The organism is Salibacter sp. (assembly GCF_031581065.1).
Lineage (GTDB): Bacteria > Bacteroidota > Bacteroidia > Flavobacteriales_G > Salibacteraceae > Salibacter.
The window spans coordinates 1-18,516 of record NZ_JAVLBN010000017.1 but is presented as its reverse complement, the minus strand read 5'-3'; the positions used below and the strand labels follow the sequence as shown (position 1 = coordinate 18,516).

The following is an 18,516-nucleotide window of genomic DNA, read 5'->3' as shown; positions in this document are numbered from 1 at the left end:
CAGTTTATGAACAGGAGATTTACTTCCCGTCTGTGTTTAAAACACGTTGTCAAAGGTATATTTTTGGTATTGATTTTAACAGCCTGTAATGATAATCGTTGGGATGTTGAACTAGAACAACAATCAGAACCGATCGAATGGAAGCGTCTCGATCAGGACTTTTTTGCGATGAAAGGCCGCGACATTGAATCAGTTAATGATTCTCTAAGTGCTGAATACGGGGAGATTTACATGCGTTATCTCTGGAATATTCTGGGTTTAGGTCATCCAAAGGACCCGGCAATAGCTTTACCCATTGACGACTATTTACACGATAAATACATTCAAAAACTCAATAAAGCTATTCAGGATAAATTTTCTTCGGTAAACCCTTATCACAAAAAAATATCAAAAGCGTACAGCTATTACCATCATCATTTTCCTGATAAATACATCCCAAATGTCGTTTCTTTTGTGGGCGGGTTTAAAAATAGAATTGTGGTTACTGACTCAACACTTGGAGTTGGATTGGATATGTATCTCGGATCTGACCATGAAATTTATGGAAAAGTTCCCATATCCAGGTATCGTGTTGAAACAGCTAATGTTGAGTATTTGCCTTATGACGCTCTTAGAGGATGGATACACAGTAATTTTGGAGACCCCAAAAAACAGAATAATATACTCTCCAAAATGATTGAGTACGGAAAAGGGCTTGTCGTGATGGATGCTGTTTTTCCAAAAGCGCCAGACCATTTGAAAATTGGCTATACGAAAGAACAATTGCAGTGGTGTGAAAATAGTGAGTTTTCAATTTGGGGTAAAATGATGGATCAAAATGTGCTCTACAGTAATGAAAAAGAAGCGGTCAGAACCTACCTCTCAGAAGGGCCATTTACTCCCGGAATGCCACGTGAGTCTCCCGGGAGAGTTGGTTATTGGGTAGGCTGGCAAATTGCGAGATCGTTTATTGACGAACATCCTGATATGACGTTAAAAGAGTTTATGAAACTCGACAACTATCAAATGATATTACAGAAATCTAAATATAAACCGAAGAAGTAATGGGAAAGAAAAGTGAGATTAAATTCAATATAGAGTTAGACGAAAACAACGTTCCGGAAAATATAACCTGGGAGGCCCAGGATACCGATGAAAAAGGAAATTGTGATGCTACCATGTTATCGATGTGGGACTCAAACGAGCAAAATACGATGCGCGTTGACTTGTGGACAAAGGATATGACTGTAGATGACATGAAGCTTTTTGTCTATCAATCTATCTTAACAATGAGCGATGCTTTTGCTCGCGCAACAGGTGAGAATAATCACGCTGATGAATTGCGTCAGTTTGCACAGGATTGGGGAATGAAAATGGAGATAATTAAACCCAGCGAAAATTAGCCGTTTGCCAGGTCAGTATTGATGTGGTCAATGTAATTCAAAATTTCATCTCGGCCGTGTTGACTCACGGCTGAGGTGGTAAAGCTATCAGGCAAAAATTCCCAAGTCTCAAGCATTTTATTGCGATAAGCGTTGAGGTTTTTGCGCAAAGCACTGCTGTCTATCTTGTCGATCTTTGTGAAAACCATCACAAACGGAATTTGCTTTATCCCGAGCCACTGCATAAAATCTAAATCCGCTTTCATGGGCTCATGGCGTGCATCGAGCAGTACAAATGTCGCAATCAGCGATTTGCGCTTTTCCAAATAATTGTAAATCATGCGCTTAAACTCGTTCCGCATCTTTTTGGAAACTTTCGCATAACCGTATCCGGGCAAATCGACTAAATTCCAGGCTTCATTGATTTCAAAGTGATTGATCAATTGTGTTTTGCCCGGACTGGCTGATGTTTTTGCCAGGTTTTTTTGCTCAGTGAGCAAGTTGATCAAAGAAGACTTCCCAACATTTGAACGGCCAATAAAAGCGTATTCCGGAAGTGACTCTGGAGGTGCGTCCTCCAGTCCTTTGCTACTCTTGATGAATTGTGCCTTTTTAATCAGCATCACCAAAAGTCTTATCGAGCCATTTTTGTAGAATTTTGTTGAATTCTTTTGGATGCTCCATCATTGGTGCGTGGCCGCATTCGTCAATCCAAAAAAGATCTGCCTGAGGTAATTTATCCTGAAACTCTTGCGCAACTTCAGGCGGAGTAATTGTATCGTTTTTTCCCCAAATCAAACATGACGGAACATCCATTTTATGAAGATCATTCGCCATATTGTGACGAATAGCTGATTTCGCAAGCGAAAGAATGCGAATTAGTCGATTTTTATCATTCACAATATCAAAACATTCATCTACCAATTCATCAGTAGCGTGTTTTGGATCGTAAAAAGTAACTTCAACCTTTTTCTTAATGTATTCCTTGTCACCTTTTCTGGGGAAACTGCCACCCATCGCGTTTTCGTAAAGTCCTGATGATCCGGTTAAAATCATAGATCTAACCCGCTCAGGATGTTTTGTCATGTAAACAAGAGCTACGTGACCACCCAGTGAATTACCCAGTAAGTTCACTTTGTCATAACCCTTATGCTCAATAAACTTATGAATGAATTTACTGAGGCTCTTAACATTCGTGTTAATAATGGGTAAAGTGTAAAGAGGCATCATGGGTATAACCACCTTGTACTTTTCGCTAAAGTGATTAATCACATCTTCAAAATTGCTCAAAGCCCCAAACAATCCATGTAATAAGATGATTACAGGGCCCTCCCCTTTTTCTACGTATTCGAATTCGCCTTCGCGGATTAATTGATCTTCCATTTATTCGATTCTCGCGTTTCTAAACGGATTACGAAATTAAACATTATTCATTAATCCGTTGCAGAAAGCCCTTTTCGTTTCAACAAATATGTGTTGACACATAATCGACTTTACCACTTATTGCCACCTCAATAATTATCCCTTTGTAATTACGGTCAGATCCGCAATTCAGCCAACTGTCGTTTGCTGTTGAAAACCCTCGTTTAGCCAAAAGTTTTCAACAAAGTGGTAAGAAGTGGTAGAAAGTGGTAAATTTTCAATACTTTTACGTTCTGAAAAGACGGTAGTAGATACATGGCTAATTTCATCGGAGAATATCATTGCAAAGTAGACACCAAAGGGCGGTTCATGATGCCTTCGGGGTTGAAGAAACAGCTTGATCCTGCAGCTCAGGAGAAGTTTGTGATCAACCGTGGTTTTGAAGGGTGTCTCGTGCTGTATCCGATGAACGAATGGGAGAAGGAAACGCAGAAGTTTGAAAAGCTGAACCTGTTTGTTGCGAAGAATCGCAAGTTCTACCGTCAGTTTCACAACGGGGCTACTCAGCTTTTACTCGATGGAACGGGGAGGCTGTTGTTGCCGCGTACGCTTGCTAAATCGGCAGAGATATCAAAAGAAATAGTGCTGTTTGCTTACGCTAATAGAATTGAAGTGTGGGCAAAAGACCGTTACGAAGAAGTGATGGAAGAAGATGTAGATGATTTTGCTTCACTCGCTGAGGATGTGATGGGTGAACTCCATGATAAAACTGACGATTGATGTATCACGATCCGGTTTTGTTGAGTGAAGCGATTGAAGGGTTGAATATTGACCCTTCAGGTGTTTATGTCGATGTCACCTTTGGTGGTGGCGGACACAGTAAAACGATCCTTGAAAAGTTGGGTGATAGCGGTAGGCTGATCGCTTTTGATCAGGATGAGGATGCGGTTAAAAACCAATTTAATGATGAACGATTCCAGTTGGTTGAAGCGAACTTCAGGTTTTTAAAGAATTACCTGAGGATGCATGGAGCTCTTCCTGTTGATGGTGTTTTGGCTGATCTCGGTGTTTCATCGCATCAGTTTGATACTGGTGAAAGAGGTTTTTCAACCCGGTTCGATGGTCCGCTCGATATGAGGATGGATCAATCGGTGAAGAAAACAGCTGCTCAGATTGTGGCTGAGTATGATGAGGAAGCCCTGGAGCGAATATTTAAGTTCTATGGAGAGTTGAGGAAAGCGAAGCTAATTGCTCGTGAACTCGTGAGTGTTCGTGAAACGGAGTCGATCGATACGGTTGAAAAACTGAAGTCGGCTGTGGAGCGGTTCGGACCAAAAAATAAGATGGCTCAATTCTTTGCTCAGGTTTTTCAGGCCTTGCGAATTGAGGTGAATGATGAGCTGAAGGCTTTGGAAGAGTTACTGGTTCAGTCCGTGGATGTGCTGGAAGAAGGTGGTCGGTTAGTGGTTATCTCGTATCACTCGCTCGAAGATCGGCTGGTGAAGAATTTCTTGAAAACCGGAAATTTTTCAGGAAAACCAGAAAAGGATTTTTACGGAAACCTGATAAGACCGCTAAAACCTGTGAAGAATAAAGTTACGGTTCCGACCGAAGAAGAAGTAAAAAGAAACCCCAGGGCAAGAAGCGCAAAAATGAGGGTTGCGATTAAAAATGGCTGAAGAAAAAGAACAACAAAAAAACAGGCGAAAAGTGATGCAGCCGGTGAAAGATCTGGTGAGCGGAAACTTTTTGGCTAAAGATGCAGTGGTGAAGAATCTTCCCTACATGCTCTTTTTGGGTTTTTTGGCTTTGCTCTACATCGCAAACGGCTACATGGCTGAAGGAACTGTGAGAGATATTAATAAGGTGACAAATGAATTGAAGGAGTTGCGGAGTGAGTACATCACAACAAAGAGTGATTTGATGTACACGACTAAGCAAAGTGAGTTGATAAAGATTATTGAGAAAAGAGGTTTGGGACTTGAAGAATCTTACCAACCGCCCAGAAAAATTGTAGTGACTGAAGAAGAAAAAGAAGCTATAGGAATAGATGAGTGAACCAAAAAAACATAGCAAGATGATGCGCGTGTATCTCCTGTATTTTTTACTGGGGGTTTTTGCTTTTGCTATCGTTTTTAAAACTGTGCAAATTATGTATGTGCAGGGTGATCAATGGCGACAGAAAGCAGAGAATCTCACTGTGAAATACAGGACAATTGATGCAGTGCGTGGTAATATCTATGATTACAACTCAAGGTTGCTCGCAACGTCTGTTCCGATTTACGAAGTGCGCTTTGATCCAAATGCTGATGCGCTTAGTGATGAATTATTCAACAGTAAAGTTGATTCACTCGCAAGATCTCTTTCAAACCTATTCAGAGATAAAACTCCTTTTCAATACAAGCGTGAACTTGTAAACGCCCGGAATCAGGGGGAGCGATTCCATCTTATCAAACGGAATGTCAAGTACAATGACCTAAAAGCGATGAGAAATTTTCCGCTTTTTAGGAGAGGCAGGTATAAAGGTGGGTTTATTTATGTGCAACAGAATAAGCGTCAAAAGCCATTCAGGTTATTGGCAGCTCGTACAATTGGATATGATCGTGAAGGTCTTGAGTCTGTTGGTTTAGAAGGAGCGTACCACGATGTGCTTCATGGGAATAGCGGAAAGCGCCTCATGAAAAAAATTGCAGGTGGCGTTTGGATGCCGGTAAATGACGAAAATGAAATTGAACCTGAAGACGGGGCTGACTTGTACAGTACAATTGATGTCAATATTCAGGATGTTGCGGAGTACGCTCTCATGAAGCAGCTCAAAAAACACGATGCTGATCATGGCTGTGTGGTTCTGATGGAAGTGAATACCGGAGAGATTAGGGCTATCGCAAACCTTCAAAAAGGATCTGATAATCAATATTACGAGAGTTACAATTTCGCGGTCGGATCCAGTACGGAGCCGGGATCTACCATGAAGCTGGCTTCATACATGGCTGCGATGGAGGATGGGTTTATCGATCTCGATCACAAAATTGAAACTGGCAACGGGAAACACCTCTTTTATGATACACCAATGTACGATTCCAAAGAAGGAGGTTATGGTGAAATTACGGTGAAAAGGGCATTTGCTGTTTCATCAAATATAGCCATCGCCAGGATCATCAACAAATACTACAAGTCTAATCCGCAAGGATTTGTCGATCGGCTCAAAGATTTTCGACTCGATGAACCAACCGGAATTGAAATTGCCGGTGAAGGTGTGCCTTATATTAAGGATGCAGATGATGAAACATGGAGTGGCATTACGCTGCCATGGATGAGTCACGGTTACGAACTCCAGTTGACTCCACTTCAAATTTTGACTTTCTACAATGCTGTTGCAAATGATGGTAAAATGATGAAGCCGTCTTTTGTGCATTCTATTCAAAAACACGGTAGAACTGTAAAAGACTTTGAGCCGGTAGTTTTAAAAGATCAAATCGCTTCAAAAGGCACAATCAAAAGAGCTCAGGAAATGCTGGAAGAAGTTGTGCTAGATGGAACGGCAACAAACCTCCGCGGAGCTGATTACAGAATTGCCGGAAAAACAGGGACAGCTCAAATAGCGAGGGAGAAGTTCGGTTATGATGATGTGAGTTATCAGGCTTCATTTTGTGGTTACTTCCCGGCAGATAAGCCGAAATATTCCTGTATGGTAGTCGTGAACGCGCCTTCTAAAAATGTTTACTACGGAAACCTGGTAGCCGGTCCAATTTTCAAGGAAATTGCCGATAAAGTTTATTCGACAAGTATTGATATTCACGATGAATTACAACCGCTCCAGGTAGCAGAGCGACCAAAAATTCCTGTTTCAAAAAACGGAGATGTCGATAAATTGAAAACTGTTTTCGACAGGGTTGATGTGAAATACCACTTGAATGATGATAAAGCTGAATGGGTTTTTACTCAAACAGGAAATGATTCGGTGAATATTCATGAACGAAAAGTTACGCCAAACTTAGTTCCAAATGTTCGCGGAATGGCGGTACAGGATGCTGTTTACTTACTCGAAAACATGGGGCTTCATGTGGAAGTTGCTGGTCGGGGAGTTGTAAAGCAGCAATCACTCAGAGCCGGTTCGCGCATTCAAAAAGGCAAAAAAATAAAGTTGGAGTTGACGTGAAGTTATTGAAAGACATATTGTACAAAGCCCGAATTGAGGAAGTTGTTGGCTCGACAAACGTAGCGATAGAAAACATCGTTTTCGATTCTCGCGAAGCGGTTGAGTTTTCAGTCTTTGTGGCTGTTCGTGGTACTCAGGTAGATGGTCACAACTTCATCGATAAAGCGATTGAAAATGGATCAATGGCTGTTGTTTGTGAAGAATTACCGTCAGAACCGGTTGAAAATATCACTTACGTAAGAGTGAAAGATAGTGCCGAGGCGCTGGCTTATATGGCTTCAAACTTCTACGATCACCCTTCAAAGAAACTCAAACTTGTAGCTGTAACCGGTACTAATGGAAAGACATCAGTCGTAACGCTTTTACACCAATTGTTTACCGATCTCGGGAAAAAGAGCGGTTTGCTCTCTACGGTTGTCAACAAGATTGGAATAAAAGAGATTGAAGCCTCACTCACAACACCGGATACGGTTCAAATCAATCAGCTTTTACAGCAGATGGTTGACGAAGGTTGTGAATATGCCTTTATGGAGGCGAGTTCGCATGCTATTGTGCAACATCGCACAACAGGTCTGGATTTTGACGTAGCTATATTTACCAATATATCGCGCGATCATCTCGATTATCACGGATCATTCAACAACTACATAGCTGCTAAAAAAATGTTGTTTGATAATCTCCCTCAGCATGCACACGCTCTCATCAATAATGATGATCGCCACGCTGAGGTTATGGTTCAGAACACAAAAGCGAAAGTGGAAACTTTTGCTCTCAAATCTCTGGCAAACTTCAAGGCTAAGATACTGGAGAATCAGTTGACAGGTTTGCAACTCATCCTCGATGAGAAAGAACTCTATACGAAGTTGGTAGGTAGATTCAACGCTTACAACCTGTTAGCGGTTTATGGAACCGGGATGACACTGGGAATTGATCAACTCGAACTGATGACAGCAATTTCATCACTCAATCCGGTTGACGGAAGATTTCAGCATATTCAGTCACCCAATGGTGTAACTGGAATTGTCGATTACGCTCACACTCCTGATGCACTCGAAAATGTACTCAGTACAGTTCAGGGAATTAGAGGAGGAAATGAATCTGTGATTGTAGTTGTTGGCTGCGGTGGCGACCGCGATGCAGGGAAAAGGCCTGAGATGGCTCAAATAGCAGCCAGGTATGGAGACAGGGTTTTGTTGACATCTGACAATCCCAGAACTGAAGATCCGGATGCGATTATCGAAGATATGAAGAAAGGCCTCGACCCGGTTGGTTTGAAAAAGGCTCTGACCATTACCAGCAGGGAAGAAGCGATTAAAACGGCTTGTGCTCTGTCACAGCCGGGAGATATTATTCTCATTGCCGGAAAAGGACATGAGACTTACCAGGAAGTGAATGGCGTGAGGCACCATTTTGATGACCTCGAAGTGTTGAACGAACAATTTAACGAACTCAAGTAATGTTGTACTATCTGTTCGAATATTTAAATCAGCTCGACTTGCCCGGTGCAGGTGTATTCCGGTACATCTCATTCAGAGCCGCAATGGCAGTCATTACCTCGCTCATCATTTCAATGGTGTTTGGGAAGAGCATTATTCGTTTACTCCAGCGCCAGCAAGTTGGTGAAACAGTTCGTGACCTGGGGCTGAAAGGTCAAATCGAAAAGCAGGGAACCCCAACAATGGGCGGACTCATGATTTTGGCCTCAATCATTATCCCAACATTGCTTTTTGCGCGATTGGATAACATTTACATTCTGTTGCTTTTAGTGTCAACTGTTTGGTTGGGAGCTATCGGCTTTATCGATGATTACATCAAGGTTTTCAAAAAGAATAAGGAAGGCCTTCAGGGAAAATTCAAAATCGTTGGTCAGGTTGGAATCGGAATCATTGCAGGAGCTGTTCTCTATTTCCACGATGATGTGGTAATCAAAGAAAAAGTAGAGCAGGAGGTTGTGGCTGAAGCTCAGCAGGGATCTGACCAAAATAAAAGTAAAGATACTTTTACGTGGGAGGAACACCGTTCAACCAAAACGACAATTCCTTTTATCAAAGACAACGAGTTCGATTACGGCTGGTTTTTGACATGGCTGGGAGATAACTACAAGGATTACGTTTGGCTGCTCTACATTCCGGTTGTGATCATAGTCGTTACGGCTGTTTCAAACGGAGCTAACATGACTGATGGAATTGATGGTCTCGCTGCAGGGACGAGCGGGATTATTGGTCTCGGACTCGGGATTTTCGCTTTTGTATCGGGTAACTACATTTTTGCCGATTATCTCAACATCATGTACATCCCTGAATCAGGGGAGATGGTGATTTTCATTGGAGCTTTCATCGGTGCCTGTATTGGGTTTTTGTGGTACAACTCGCATCCTGCCCAGGTTTTTATGGGCGATACAGGTTCGCTCGCGCTTGGCGGAATCATAGCTGTTGTGGCGCTCGCTATTCGCAAGGAATTGATTTTACCAATGCTCTGCGGAGTGTTTTTAGTAGAGAATTTATCGGTAATGCTCCAGGTGAGCTATTTCAAATACACGAAAAAGAAATACGGTGAGGGAAGGCGGATTTTTAAAATGTCGCCCATTCATCACCATTACCAAAAGCTGGGAATGCACGAATCCAAGATTGTGACAAGATTTTGGATTGTGGGCATCATACTGGCTGTTTTGAGTATTGTAACGCTCAAATTGAGATAGATGAAGCGCATTGTAGTACTTGGAGGAGGAGAGAGCGGAGTTGGTGCTGCACTGCTGGCAAAAGAAAAAGGATTTGAGGTTTTTCTCAGCGATGCGGGGAACCTCAAGCAAAATAAGAAAGACGTTCTTTCACATGCTGATATTCCATTTGAAGAAGGTGGTCACACTGAGGATAGAGTATTGATCGCTGATGAAGTGGTGAAAAGTCCGGGAATTCCCGATACTGCGCCACTCATCCGCAAGCTCGATACTTTAAGGATACCGGTGATTGACGAACTCGAGTTTGCAGCTCGCTTTACCAAAGGAAAGCTACTGGCAGTAACAGGCACAAATGGCAAAACGACAACAGTCAAGCTGTTTTACCACATTCTGCAAAAAGCGAATTTGGATGTTGGTTTGGCAGGTAATGTCGGTCAGAGCCTGGCCCGCCAACTTCTAAAAGGTGATCGCGATTACTGGGTGCTCGAAGTGAGTTCCTTTCAGCTCGATCGCATTTACGAAACACGGTTTCATGTTGCGATTTTGCTGAACATCACACCAGATCACCTCGATCGCTACAATTATGAGTTTGCCCGATATGTCGATTCAAAATTCAGAATCACAAGAAGTCAAACCGAAGAAGATCACTTCATCTACTCAGTCGATAGCAAAGCTGTAGTTGACGAGCTTCAAAATCGCGATCTTAAAGCGAAACAATACAGCTTTTCAGCAATGGGATATCAGGAAGGATTGAACGCCTGGTTAGAAAACGAAAATTTAATAATCAATATAAACGGGGAATTAGAAATGTCAATACAAGAATTAGCACTTCAGGGAAAGCATAACGCGAGCAACGGAATGGCTAGCGGAATTGCTTCAAGGATCTTAGAGATCCGCAAAGAAATCATTCGCGACAGCTTGAGTGATTTCCAAAATGTTGAACACCGTCTCGAACACGTGACAACAGTTTCAGGAGTTGAGTACATCAACGACTCAAAAGCCACGAACATCAATTCAACGTGGTATGCTCTTGAATCTATGCAGTCACAAACTGTTTGGATTGTAGGCGGAGTTGATAAAGGAAATGACTACTCAGAACTTCTCGACCTCGTGAAAGATCGTGTGAAAGCGATTATCGCACTCGGTAAAGACAACAGCCGAATTCACGCAGCATTTGACAATGTTGTACCGGTTATTCACGATGTTACTGAAATGCGTGACGCAGTTGGACTCGCTTATCGTGAGTCTCGCAAAGGAGAAGCAGTTTTGTTGTCACCGGCATGTGCCAGCTTTGATTTGTTCGAGAGTTACGAAGATCGCGGAAACCAATTTAAAGAATACGTGAGAGCACTTTAATGACGCGCTTATTCAAACATATTGGCGGAGATCGGGTCATCTGGATGATCGTGGTGTTTATGGCGCTTGCATCAGTTTTGCTGGTGTACAGTTCCATCGTAACACTCGCGTATAAATACCAGGACGGAAACACATTTTATTACATCCTGAAACACGGGTTGTTTATTATTTCCGGTTTCCTGTTCATCTACCTGATTCACAAAGTGCACTATCGCTATTTATCGCGCTTTGCGCAGCTTTTGTTTTGGATAAGCATTCCGTTATTGATCCTCACACTTCTTCTCGGTCAGAACCTCAATAATGCGAGTCGTTGGCTTGTTATTCCGGTGATCAACCAGTCTTTTCAAACGTCAGATTTAGCGAAGCTGGCTCTGATCATGTTTACCGCGCGAACGTTAGCAGTAAAGAAAGACGACCTCAAAGATTTTACGAAAGGTTTTCTTCCAATTATTTTACCGGCAATTGTGATTTGCGGATTGATATTACCCGCAAACTTCAGTACAGCAGCCGTTTTGTTTACATCTGTTTTGATGCTGATGTTTATGGCCGGCTCAAGATTGAGACACATGTTGCTTATCATTCCGGCCGGAGGATTAGCACTTTTACTCGTCTTTGCCGTTGCAAAAATTCAACCTGATCTATTTCCCCGTGCAGAAACATGGATCAACAGGGTAGAACGTTTTGCATCAGATAAAGAAGAAGATCCAAATGGAAATTACCAAATTGAACAGGCTAAAATAGCCATAGCAACGGGTGGATTTTTCGGGAAAGGTCCCGGAAACTCCACCCAACGTAACTTTTTACCACATCCATATTCTGATTTCATTTACGCAATTGTACTGGAGGAATACGGACTGCTGGGAGGCTTGTTCATCTTGATGTTCTACCTCATTTTGCTCTACAGGGCAGTGAGGATTGTACAGGCAGTGCCGCATTCCTTTGGCGCTTATCTGGTCCTGGGGCTCAGTTTTAGTCTCGTTTTCCAGGGGCTCGTGAATATGGCCGTAAATGTAAATCTCTTGCCGGTAACCGGTCAGCCGTTGCCACTCGTGTCAATGGGAGGAACGAGCTTGTGGTTTACCTGTATTTCGCTCGGAATCATTTTGAGCGTTAGCCGTGCAGTTGAAGTAGGCGCTACTGAAGAAAATTATAAAGAAGACGAATCCAAAAATGAACCTGTAAACAAACCCATTGCTGATGCCGCAAATTAAAGTGATCATAAGTGGTGGAGGTACGGGCGGACACATCTTCCCGGCTATAGCAATTGCTGATGCAGTCAGGAAAAAACGCCCTGATGCGCAGTTCCTTTTTGTAGGTGCAAAAGGCAAGATGGAAATGGAAAAAGTTCCGGCAGCAGGTTATAAAATTGAAGGCCTTTGGATTAGTGGGTTACAACGAAGTCTAACACTGAAAAATTTAGCGTTTCCATTTAAGTTGATCAGCAGTAGCATTAAAGCAAAAAAACTGGTTAAAGAATTTAATCCAAATGTAGCGGTCGGAACCGGAGGTTATGCCAGCGGTCCGACTCTTAGAGCAGCTATGAAACGTGATGTTCCGGCATTGCTGCAGGAGCAAAATTCGCTTCCGGGAATAACTAACAGAATTCTAAGTCGAAAGGCGAGTAAAGTTTGTGTCGCTTATCCTGGAATGGAAGAATACTTTCCGCAAGATAAAATTGTATTGTCTGGAAACCCGGTTCGGAGTAGTGTGATACAAATTGAAGGAAAAAAAGAAAGAGGATTTGAGCGTTTTGGATTAAAACCGGATAAAAAAACATTGCTCGTTGTGGGCGGTAGTCTCGGGTCGAGATCAGTTAATAACGCTTTAATTGATGGGCTCGATGAAATAGCTAAATCAGATTATCAGTTGATTTGGCAAACCGGTAAGTTGACCCATGAACAAGTGAAAAGTGCCGTTGAAAAAAGCGGGGCACAAAACATAAAAGTGTGTGAATTTATCAGTGAAATGGATCTCGCTTATGCAGCGGCTGATTTAATTGTGAGCAGAGCGGGAGCTATTGCCGTGAGTGAAATATCACTGGTTCAAAAACCGGTAGTTTTAGTTCCTTTTCCTTATGCTGCTGAAGATCATCAGGCTAAAAATGCAATGGCATTAGTCAACCGAAATGCTGCCTTGATGATTCGTGATAAAGACTTAGGAGATGAATTGATTTCAACCATCTCAACTACGATATCAGACGATAAAAAACTCGAAAACTTATCTCGAAATATAGCGGGGCTTGCCGTGCATGACTCTGCAGATATCATTGCAAACGAAGTAATAAAACTGGCAGAAAAGTGAATCTCGAAGAAGCGAAACATATCTATTTTTTAGGCATAGGCGGTATTGGAATGAGCGCACTTGCCAGGTATTTTCATGCCAGAGGAGTGAGAATAAGCGGCTACGATAGAGTGAAGTCGGCTCTGACCGAAAACCTCGAAAAGCAGGGAATGGAGATTCACTACAAGGATAATCCGCAAAAAATTCCTCAAGATGCTGACCTGATCATTTACACGCCTGCAATTCCTTCAGATTTAGGAGAATGGAAAGCTGCGCTATCATCTGGCGTGTTGATGTACAAACGTTCTCAGGTTCTCGGTGAAATTACTAAGCTGGAGCGTACAATTGGCGTTGCCGGAACTCACGGAAAAACAACGACATCAGCCATTTTAACGCACTTGATGCATTATGCTACAGGGAAAGTAAATGGGTTTGTTGGCGGAATCATGAATAATTACAAAACGAATTTCATTCAGAGCAAAGACGCTAACTACACTGTCATTGAGGCTGATGAGTATGATCGCTCGTTCCTCCAGCTGCATCCTTATGCCGGAATAATTACAAGCGTAGATGCTGATCATCTCGATATTTACGAGAGTGAAAAGGGCTTCATTGAAGGATTTGAAAGTTTCGCGAAGTTGGTTTCCGGATTTCTGGTGATCCACAATGACGCAGAGGAAAAATTAGAACTCAATGGAACTCACTACACTTATGGGCTGGAAGAAGGAGCTGATATTATGGCAGTGAATATCGGTCAGAACCAGGGCGTTACTTCGTTTGACCTCGACTTTAAAGGTGCACTTCATGAAGGGTTTAAGGTAACGCTTCCCGGTCGGCACAATCTTGAAAATGTTGTAGCCGCTTTAGGAGTTTGTGTTCAGCTTGGGTTAAATATAGATTTACTTCGTCAGGGTCTTCAAACTTTTGAAGGAGTTTACAGGCGATTTGAGTACAAGCTAAAAAACGATACAATATTCATTGATGACTATGCTCATCATCCCAATGAGATAAGTTCATTGATATCAGCCGTTAAAGAAGCACATCCAAATAAGAAAATTACAGCTGTTTTTCAGCCACACCTTTATTCTCGAACGAGAGATTATATGAAGGATTTTGGCAAGGCTTTATCGAGTTGTGAAACAGTTTATCTCTTGCCAATTTACCCAGCAAGAGAACGACCCATCCCGGGAGTTGATAGCAAAAAACTTGCTATGGAAATCAATGCTGATAAAGTAGAGGTTCTGACCAAAAAAGGAGTAGTTAAAAGAATTGGAGAAGAAAAACCTGAATTGTTAGTGACAATTGGTGCCGGAGATATCAGCAAACTTGTTGAACCTTTAAAAGAGGAGTTAACCCGATGAAGCGTGTGTTGAACATAGCAGGTTGGGTACTCTCGGTTGTCGGTTTGATAGTCGTGCTCGGATTTACAGAGAGTGAATTGGCATCTAAAAAGTATTCAGATTTACGAGTAAATATCCACACTGATGAAGGAAACTTTTTTGTGAGTACCTCAGAAGTTGAGCAAGCTGTGAAAAATATGGGATATGCTACCGGAGCTCAATCTGTGCGCAGTATTAACATAACATCGTTAGAAGAATTTTTTGATCGCTATCCGTCTGTAAAGAAATCTCAAGTATATTCCACGATCAATGGGGAACTTATGGTTGAAATTGAACAGCGAAACCCTATAGTTCGTGTTTACACTGGGAATGAGAGCTTTTATATAGATGATGAAGGTGCTTTAATGCCCCTTTCGGGTAATTACACAGCTCATGTTCCGGTGGCAAACGGGAATATTCGTGTTCCATTTAACCTCAGTTATCAGCGAAATTACGCTGACACCTCAGGGAAGAAACTGAACAGTGAAAAGTTGAAATTGCACGAATTGTATCGTTTGGTTTCAACGATTAGAGAAGATGAATTGTGGAACGCACAATTCAATCAGGTTTATGTAAATGAAAACAATGACTACGAGTTGATACCGCGAGTGGGCAACCATAGGATTATTCTCGGTGATGCTCAGGATTTGAAAGAAAAACTGAATAAACTGAAAGTATTCTACTACGATGGTTTGAATAAAACCGGCTGGAACGAATACGATGTAATAAATTTAAAATACCACAACCAGGTAGTTTGTACAAAAAATTAGCTTATGGATCAGCAAGATGAAATAATAGTTGGCCTCGATATTGGGACTACCAAGATAGCAGCATTGGTAGGTCGCAAGAATGAGCACGGCAAACTCGAAATATTGGGAATGGGTAAAACCGAAAGCATCGGAGTAAATCGCGGTGTGGTTACTCATATATCACCCACTGTTGATGCAATTACGAAAGCTGTTGAAGAAGCTGAAGAGAAATCTGGCGTCAAGATCAATGTTGTCAATGTTGGTATTGCAGGTCAGCACATCAGAAGCTTACAACATCGTGGAGTAAAGATGAGAAGTTCTTATGAGGACGAGATCACACAAGCTGATATTGATGATCTCATCAACGATATGTACAAGCTCGTTATGCTCCCGGGTGAACGCATTATTGATGTGCTACCACAGGAGTTTACTGTCGATAACGAACAGGGAATTCAGGATCCAATAGGTATGTCGGGTGGCAGACTTGAAGCTAATTTCCACATCATAACCGGTGAAATTGCTGCAGCAAAGAATATTTACAAGTGTGTTACTAAAGCCGGATTAGAAGTAGCGAATTTAATTCTTGAACCACTCGCTTCATCAGATGCTGTTTTGAGTTCTGAAGAAAAAGAAGCCGGTGTTGTTTTAGTTGATATTGGTGGTGGTACTACTGATGTCGCTATTTTCAAAGAAGGAATTATCAGGCACACTGCTGTGATTCCATTCGGTGGAAACATTATCACTGAGGACATCAAAGAAGGATGCACGATTATCAAGAAACAAGCAGAGCAATTGAAAATTAAATTCGGCTCAGCTTTAGCTGATCACACATCAGCTCACGAGATCGTAGCCATTCCGGGTTTGAGAGGAAGAGAGCCAAAAGAGATTTCTGTTCAGAACCTGGCTCACATCATTCAGGCCAGAATGGAAGAAATCATCGAGCAGATTTATTACGAGATTAAGAACAGCGGATTTGAGAATAAGCTCATTGCCGGAATCGTCATAACCGGTGGCGGAGCGCAGATGAAACATATCTCTCAGCTGTTTGAATTCATGACCGGAATGGATACTCGAATTGGCTATCCTACAGAGCATCTCGTAAAAGGATCTGACGAAGTTACGAGTCCAGGCTTTTCAACTGGTGCCGGTTTAATCCTAAAAGGTTACGAGCGACTCGAAAAAACGAATCAGCCAGAGAGCGAACAAGAAACGGAAGAGAAATCCGATGAGCAGCCTAAAATGAAAAGAGGCATGTCGGGATTCTTCAACATTATAAAAGAAAAAAGCCGCGAATTTTTTGATGACGGCAATGTTTAATTGATTGAAAAAACTCGAGCTTATGGAATTTGATTTGCCAAAAAATGCACCGTCTATCATCAAGGTGCTCGGTATTGGTGGCGGAGGAAGCAACGCTGTCAATCACATGTATAAACAAGGAATTGAAGGTGTAGATTTCATCATTTGCAACACTGATAATCAGGCACTGGAAGCGAGTCCGGTACCACATAAAGTTCAGTTAGGCGCAAGCCTCACTGAAGGTCGCGGTGCAGGCTCTAAGCCTGAAGTTGGTAAGAACGCTGCAATCGAAACAATCGATGAAGTGAGAGATGAACTTCTCAAAAACACCAAAATGGTATTCATCACTGCCGGAATGGGCGGTGGTACCGGAACTGGAGCAGCACCTATTATTTCAGAAGCCTGCAAAGAACTCGGTATTCTTACAGTGGGAATTGTGACAATGCCATTCTTCTTTGAAGGTAGAAAAAGACGTCAACAAGCTGAGGAAGGAATAAAAGCTATTCGCGATCATGTTGATACACTTCTTGTCATCAACAACGATAAACTCCGCGAAATGTATGGCAACCTCAAAATGGGTGAAGCTTTTGCTCAGGCAGATGATGTATTGTCAACAGCCGCAAAAGGTATCGCTGAAATCATCACTCGTACGGGACACGTGAATGTTGACTTCGAGGATGTTCGTACCGTGATGGACGACAGCGGTGTAGCGATCATGGGATCTGCCTTTGCTGAGGGAGACAACAGATCTATCAAAGCTGTTGAGCAGGCACTCGCATCTCCATTGCTCAATGATAACGATATTAAAGGTGCTCGCTATGTACTCCTCAACATGGAATATGGGAGCGAAGAACACGAACTCACAATGGATGAAATCTCTGATATTACTGATTACATCCAGGAAGAGGCCGGTTCTACTGCCGATGTTATTTGGGGTTACGGCTCAAATGAAAGTCTCGCTGAAGGCTTGCGCGTAACGATTATCGCAACTGGTTTTAAAAGCGCACCGGATGCCGGAGCCAGTTCTTTAGAAGAGAAACCAAAACGCAAAGTGCACAAGCTTGAAGAAGATGTGGATACTCGCTTGACCGATCCTGTAAGTAATGATCAGAACCAAAAGAGCGAACCTGCTGAGCCGGAGAAAAAAGAAGAAGAGAACGAACCGTACCTGAAGAATGACGATTCAAAATCTGATAGTCAGAACCAGGGTACCATTGAGTTTGACCTGGAGAATGATAAATCAAAGCCTCGTGAGCAAGCAATGCCACAAGACGACTTTGAGCCATATCTAAAAAACGATAATCAACCAGAGCAGCGTTCTGAGCAAAAAGAAAATCATCAGCCAGAAACTCAAACATCTAGTCAACAACAAGAAATCTCGATGGAAGAGCAGCAGGCAAGAGCAAAAGAGCGCATGAAGCGACTCAATGATTTGACTGGCAGAATGCGTTCACCTCAGGGGTTATCTGATCTCGAGAATGAGCCGGCATACAAGAGGAGAAGAATTCAGTTGAATGACACTCCTCACTCTTCAGAATCACAGGTTTCACGCTATACCTTAGGCGATGAAAACGAAAGTTCTGATGATAAAAACGGAGGATTAAATAGAGGAAACTCTTTTCTCCACGACAATGTAGATTAACAATCAATCAATAAGCTGAGTTTTTGAGGGGGGTGTATCAAAACCGAAAAAACTTAATTTTTCGGTTTTAAAAGGCAAACCTTTAAAGTCAAAATGGCTGATGTAATTGGATTAAAACCCTCCAATCATCGGCCATTTTTATTTTATGATGCCTTTTGATACACCCCCTTCTTTTTCCTACTTCACCACCTCCAAGAACCCTTTGTAAGTATGCTTGTTCCCCACCGTTTGAATGGTAGGATCCACTTCCAGTAT

Annotated in this window: 17 protein-coding genes; 15 read left to right on the top strand and 2 right to left on the bottom strand. The window is 42.2% G+C overall.

Annotated elements, in window-relative coordinates; all coding sequences use genetic code 11:
- The first annotated feature begins 63 nt into the window (after window positions 1-63).
- Both RI557_RS06000 and gldC read left to right on the top strand, forming a co-directional pair.
- Window positions 64-1,044, top strand: coding sequence for a hypothetical protein (locus RI557_RS06000; protein ID WP_310667716.1), 981 nt, complete (start codon window positions 64-66; stop codon window positions 1,042-1,044).
- Window positions 1,044-1,382 (top strand): gliding motility protein GldC, encoded by a 339-nt coding sequence (gldC, locus tag RI557_RS05995; protein ID WP_310667717.1) that lies wholly within the window; start codon window positions 1,044-1,046, stop codon window positions 1,380-1,382. The genes RI557_RS06000 and gldC overlap by 1 nt, the downstream gene beginning before the upstream one ends.
- Here gldC and yihA read toward each other — a convergent pair.
- On the bottom strand, window positions 1,379-1,984 hold the full coding sequence (gene yihA, locus RI557_RS05990; RefSeq protein ID WP_310667718.1) for a ribosome biogenesis GTP-binding protein YihA/YsxC: 606 nt from the start codon (window positions 1,982-1,984) through the stop codon (window positions 1,379-1,381). The two genes, gldC and yihA, sit on opposite strands and share 4 nt — an antisense overlap.
- A complete protein-coding gene (locus RI557_RS05985) occupies window positions 1,974-2,744 on the bottom strand; it encodes an alpha/beta hydrolase (RefSeq protein ID WP_310667719.1) in 771 nt (256 codons plus the stop codon). Before RI557_RS05985 ends, yihA begins: the two co-directional genes overlap by 11 nt.
- A 294-nt stretch (window positions 2,745-3,038) precedes the next feature.
- On the opposite strand from RI557_RS05985, the gene mraZ reads away from it, so the two are divergent.
- Genes mraZ through ftsZ form a run of 13 tightly spaced genes read left to right on the top strand, consistent with a single transcriptional unit; the run spans window position 3,039 to window position 18,261 of the window.
- The gene (gene mraZ / locus RI557_RS05980) at window positions 3,039-3,503 is read left to right on the top strand and encodes a division/cell wall cluster transcriptional repressor MraZ (RefSeq protein WP_310667720.1); all 465 of its coding nucleotides are present in this window, start codon (window positions 3,039-3,041) and stop codon (window positions 3,501-3,503) included.
- Window positions 3,503-4,402 carry a 16S rRNA (cytosine(1402)-N(4))-methyltransferase RsmH gene (gene rsmH, locus RI557_RS05975; RefSeq protein WP_310682722.1) on the top strand — a complete coding sequence of 300 codons (900 nt, stop codon included), beginning with the start codon at window positions 3,503-3,505 and terminating at the stop codon, window positions 4,400-4,402. Before mraZ ends, rsmH begins: the two co-directional genes overlap by 1 nt.
- On the top strand, window positions 4,395-4,781 hold the full coding sequence (locus RI557_RS05970) for an FtsL-like putative cell division protein (RefSeq protein WP_310667722.1): 387 nt from the start codon (window positions 4,395-4,397) through the stop codon (window positions 4,779-4,781). Before rsmH ends, RI557_RS05970 begins: the two co-directional genes overlap by 8 nt.
- Window positions 4,782-4,800: 19 nt before the next feature.
- Window positions 4,801-6,882, top strand: a complete 2,082-nt coding sequence (locus RI557_RS05965; RefSeq protein ID WP_310682720.1) for a penicillin-binding protein — start codon at window positions 4,801-4,803, stop codon at window positions 6,880-6,882.
- Entirely contained in the window at window positions 6,879-8,339 is a 1,461-nt protein-coding gene (locus tag RI557_RS05960) for a UDP-N-acetylmuramoyl-L-alanyl-D-glutamate--2,6-diaminopimelate ligase (protein WP_310667724.1), read from the top strand. Before RI557_RS05965 ends, RI557_RS05960 begins: the two co-directional genes overlap by 4 nt.
- Window positions 8,339-9,580: a phospho-N-acetylmuramoyl-pentapeptide-transferase gene (mraY, locus tag RI557_RS05955; protein WP_310667725.1), complete on the top strand. Its 1,242-nt coding sequence runs from the start codon at window positions 8,339-8,341 to the stop codon at window positions 9,578-9,580. The genes RI557_RS05960 and mraY overlap by 1 nt, the downstream gene beginning before the upstream one ends.
- Complete coding sequence (gene murD / locus RI557_RS05950; protein ID WP_310682718.1) at window positions 9,581-10,915, top strand: UDP-N-acetylmuramoyl-L-alanine--D-glutamate ligase; 1,335 nt, start codon at window positions 9,581-9,583, stop codon at window positions 10,913-10,915.
- Window positions 10,915-12,126, top strand: coding sequence for an FtsW/RodA/SpoVE family cell cycle protein (locus tag RI557_RS05945; protein WP_310682716.1), 1,212 nt, complete (start codon window positions 10,915-10,917; stop codon window positions 12,124-12,126). Before murD ends, RI557_RS05945 begins: the two co-directional genes overlap by 1 nt.
- Window positions 12,113-13,216, top strand: coding sequence for an undecaprenyldiphospho-muramoylpentapeptide beta-N-acetylglucosaminyltransferase (gene murG, locus RI557_RS05940; RefSeq protein WP_310682714.1), 1,104 nt, complete (start codon window positions 12,113-12,115; stop codon window positions 13,214-13,216). Before RI557_RS05945 ends, murG begins: the two co-directional genes overlap by 14 nt.
- Window positions 13,213-14,556 carry a UDP-N-acetylmuramate--L-alanine ligase gene (gene murC, locus RI557_RS05935; RefSeq protein WP_310667728.1) on the top strand — a complete coding sequence of 448 codons (1,344 nt, stop codon included), beginning with the start codon at window positions 13,213-13,215 and terminating at the stop codon, window positions 14,554-14,556. The genes murG and murC overlap by 4 nt, the downstream gene beginning before the upstream one ends.
- Window positions 14,553-15,344, top strand: coding sequence for a hypothetical protein (locus tag RI557_RS05930; protein ID WP_310667729.1), 792 nt, complete (start codon window positions 14,553-14,555; stop codon window positions 15,342-15,344). Before murC ends, RI557_RS05930 begins: the two co-directional genes overlap by 4 nt.
- Window positions 15,345-15,347: 3 nt before the next feature.
- Entirely contained in the window at window positions 15,348-16,640 is a 1,293-nt protein-coding gene (gene ftsA, locus RI557_RS05925; protein ID WP_310667730.1) for a cell division protein FtsA, read from the top strand.
- Between the two features lie 22 nt (window positions 16,641-16,662).
- On the top strand, window positions 16,663-18,261 hold the full coding sequence (ftsZ, locus tag RI557_RS05920; protein WP_310667731.1) for a cell division protein FtsZ: 1,599 nt from the start codon (window positions 16,663-16,665) through the stop codon (window positions 18,259-18,261).
- The last annotated feature ends 255 nt before the right edge of the window (window positions 18,262-18,516 follow it).